Origin of the sequence: Galbibacter kalidii (assembly GCF_026241135.1) — a bacterium.
GTDB lineage: Bacteria > Bacteroidota > Bacteroidia > Flavobacteriales > Flavobacteriaceae > Galbibacter.
This window is the reverse complement of sequence record NZ_JAPFGA010000045.1, coordinates 1-4,192: the sequence shown is the minus strand read 5'-3', so window position 1 is coordinate 4,192 and position 4,192 is coordinate 1. Positions and strand designations below refer to the sequence as shown.

The window sequence follows — 4,192 nt, the reverse complement described above, 5'->3', positions numbered from 1 at the left end:
TCCAGGTATAGTAATACGGTAGTCCGTTGTTATCCCCGGGGGCCAGGATCACCCCTCCACCGGCTACGGCTTCGAGTACTCCGTCCGAGACCGGATCATTATAAGTATTGCTGCCGTTACAGGAGACAGGGTTCTGTTCTGTTACGGTCAGGGTCAGCGGTTCGGGGTCTTCAAGGGTGTATCCGCTTTCCACAACGGTACAGCCTGTGTTGTCCGTCGCCAAAGGGTAGTTTTTATCTTCTACGGTCAGGTAATAATTACCGGCGCCGACATCGCTGAGGGTGAGCTGATACCCCCCGGTGACTGTTTGGGCGGTGACCTGTCCCGTTAGGTCATTGCCTGCTGCATCTTTCCATAGGTAGCCATAACTGCCATCGTTCCTCGGGGTACCCCCGCTTACCGTCGCTTCGACCCATCCGTCGGTGGCCCCGGCATAGGTGGGCTGGAATGCCCGGTAAGTAATCTGTAAAGGGGCCTGGGGTTCTGTAACGGTTACCGAGGCTTCCGCCCGGCAGCCTTTTTCATCGGTCACTTGGACCGTATAAGTGCCTGCGGTCAGATTGTTTATTGTAGTGGTGGTCTCCCCGGTGTTCCAAAAGATCGAGTAATTGCCGGTTCCCCCGGTAATGGTAGCTGTTACCGCTCCGTCACTGCCGCTCGGGCAAAAGACATCCTGCTTGGAAAGCGTAACGCTCAAAAGGGGCGGTTCGTTTAAGGGGTGTTCCACATCGGTGGCCACTACCAAAGCATTGTCCTGATAGGTTCCGATGACGATCCCGTTGGCATCTTCGATGTTCACGGCATAGTCCCCTGCCGGGAGCCCTGTCGCCACCGGGCCGGTCACACCGGTCATCACCTGCCAATTGCCCGAAGCGTCTTTTTCTTTCCAGGTATACCTGTACAGGTCCCCACTGGGCAGTGGCGGATCAAAAGGGACCCCACCGGAAGCTACCGCACGCAGTTCCCCATCCGAAGAAGGGTCCCCAAAAGTGTTGGTACTGTTACAGGAAATAGAATTCGTCTCCTGAACGGCCAAGGTCAAGGCCGGGGGTTCTTCCACTGTATAGATCCCTGCCACAGTACATCCCCCGGACTGGGTAGCGCTGTTGAAATTCGCATCGGTGACGGTCAGGGTATAATCCCCGGCGCCAATATTGTTTAAGGTGGTCCGGTACCCGGAGGCCGTGGCCTGGTTGGAAACGCTGGTCAGTACAGCCCCGGTGCCGTCCGTCCACTCCAGGGTATAGCTACCGTCCCCAAAAGGGGTGCCGCCACTGATATCCACGGCGATCTCCCCATTGGTAAACCCATTGGCGGTCGCATCCTGTAGGCTTGCAAGGGTTATGTCCACCGCTTCAGTAGGCTCTTCGATAGTGATGGTAATGGTTTTTTCGGTCCCATCCCCCAGTTGTTCCTCACAACCATTGGCATCTTGCACATAGAGGGTATAGCTCCCTGCCGGCAGACCGGAAAGGGCATGGGCATTGGCCCCGGAAAAAGCCGTCCACCCCTGGTACGGGTTTCCATCTTTTTCCACCATAAACCGATAGTTGCCCACACCACCGTTGGCCGTGAGTCCTATGGCTCCGTCACTGCCCCCAAAGCAGTACACATCATTGGTTTTTGTGGCCGAAAAACTGACCGGATTGGGGCTGTTGATGGTAAAAGGGTCGGAGTCTTCCAAGGAGGAAGGGGTCCCGTTATTGTCCGTTTGGTATTCCATATAATAGGTTCCCGATCCCAATGGGTCCGGCCAAGTGTATACATTGCCTGCATCCAGGGTGGTTGTACTATATTGATTTAAAGTGACCTCATTGCCAAACTGATCGATCTCATGTAAGGTCATGATCAGGCGCTCCCCGGGGTTTAAATCCCGGTCAAAAACAGCGGTAAACCCGCCATCCTCACTATAGGAACAGCTCGTATCCGTTGGGGTGAAGGATTGCAGGTCTGGGGAGCAATTTATAACCGTATAGGTAACAATGTTGGTATAATATTCAGCCCCTGTATCAGGGTTTTTATATCCGGTCCTGAATTTAACACTTGGCTCTGTGGTATCCCCGAGAAGGTCACTTAAAACAAAAGTGGGTTCGGGCGTATTATATTCGGCTGGGAAATTTTCCCAAGTTATGCCATCGTAACTATACTGCCAGTCGTATCCATGGCCAAGGGTTATTTCTTCACCCAAACAAATCGTTGAATTGGCGGCATCCGGAACATCGACATGCAAGGGATAGACCCTAAACGAAAAATTACAACCGGAAAAATACCGTACACCGGTGTCATTAAAATCTTCAACTGTTATTGTAAAAGACTCTGAATAATCACAATTGGGATATTGTGCCAAAGCAATGGCTTTAGCATTGGCTGTCACGGTTACATCAGCAAACCCATTGTCCAAAGAAAAAAAGTCAAAGTTTACATCGCCTACGGTAGCATCGGTTGCAAAGTAACTAACGCTGCCCCCACCCCCATTGGAATCGTCAACCTCGATCCATCCATCATTGGCGTGATAGGCCCCGGTTATTTCTGTCCTGACCAAATATCCGTACTCCTGACCATACATCCCGAACAGGTTCCACATCATACATATTCCTACCAGAATTCCTTTTTTCATCATCATCTTAATATTTAACATCGATCTTAATTATTTCACTCATCCGCCCGTCCCTAAAGACCGCCCGGACCATGTACATATATTCATTATTGGGTTTTACGTTTTCGTCCACCACACGGCGGGTATCCGGGGGCACATTTTTCCAGAGGCTTACCGGCTGGTCTTTGATGCCTTTATAAATCATTACTTCAACTGCCCCGGGTCGCCCATAGGGTTTCCAATAGAGCTCGATGTACCCGTTCTTCTTGTCCACATAGCTGCCAGCCCCTTCCACGGGCGGGGGTAATGTGGTTTTGGGCACCACAACGGTCAGGGGCGGTGCCGGCTGGGACTCCAAACCACCTTCATCAATGGCAATCATCGTATAATGGTACCCTTTACCTTCTACGACTGTGGTATCGGAATAGGAAGTGATCAAAGAATCCACTTCAGTATTTAAGATTGCAAGGGGTTTCCATCCATTGCTGTCCTGGTCTTTTCGATAGAGTTCATGCCTGATTACATCCATACTGGAACTATTGGCCCAATTAAGAAGCACCGCACCGTCCTTTATTTCATATTTTTTAAATACGGGAGCGGTCGGCGGGATTTTATCAGGTTTGATTACTTCCAGGATTTCAGATGCTCCAGACATGTTGTACCTTTGGTCCACGGCAATAACTTGATAATATACTTTGGTGTTCAAATTTTTTACCCCCACACTATCATAGTAGGTAGTGCCTTGATGGGGGGATACGGTCACCTGCGAAAACTCTTCCGATCTGTTGTTCCCCCTAAAGACCCGGTAGCCCAACATGTCCTTTTCTTCATTGGCCTGCCAATTAAGGGTTACAATCCCCAAGCTGTCGATCGTCCCTTTGATCCCTGTTGGTGTCACTGGAGGGATGGAGTCCACCGGTTGGACCAGTGCCGGGAAGGATGCCCGGCTGCTCCCGTGTTTACCAATAGCGGTAACGGTAAAATAATTAGTGGGCCGTAAGCTGTCGTACTGTATTTCCCGGGCCGTGGGCGGGATATCTTTTACTACCGTTGTATATTCCCCATCGGCCCCGTCACTGCGGCCCAGTTCAAACCCTGTAATGTGCTTATTCCCTTCCTTTAAAAATTCCCAATGGATAACAACGGATTTATCATTTAAAAATTCCCGGGCGGTAATCTTGGGCACATAGGCCAGGACTTCCATGCCACTACCGGAGACCACCTCCGAAGGCGGACTGAGTTCCCCAAAGGGGGTACGTCCCCTGACGCGGTAGTAATAGGTTTTGTTATTGGCAATGGAATCGATATAGAACATGCGTTTGGCATCGGACTCCCCATTGTTCATCCCTGTAAAGGGGAGCTTGTTCAGCCTTTCAAAAGTGTTACCGTCCCCGGAGCGTTCTATAAAATAGCTGTTGTACCGCTCCTTGTGGATGGCATAGTTCCAACTGAGCATGGCCTTGCTGTCCATGAACACCCCGGCCAGGTCCAAGGGCACTGGCAAGGGCCCGTAATCGGAAAGCCCGGTGAACACCCCGCCTTCTTCAACCCTCAGGATGTCCCCGGGGACCAGTGGGGTGACCTTATAGAGGTATT

At 51.2% G+C, this 4,192-nt stretch carries 2 protein-coding genes; both read right to left on the bottom strand.

Features of this window, described 5'->3' with window-relative positions; genetic code table 11:
- The coding region (locus OOZ15_RS19665) for a SprB repeat-containing protein (protein ID WP_265958146.1) at window positions 1-2,638 on the bottom strand (2,638 nt) is incomplete at its 3' end.
- A partial coding sequence (locus OOZ15_RS19660) for a hypothetical protein (RefSeq protein WP_265958145.1) occupies window positions 2,625-4,192 on the bottom strand: 1,568 nt, incomplete at its 5' end. The genes OOZ15_RS19660 and OOZ15_RS19665, both read right to left, overlap by 14 nt.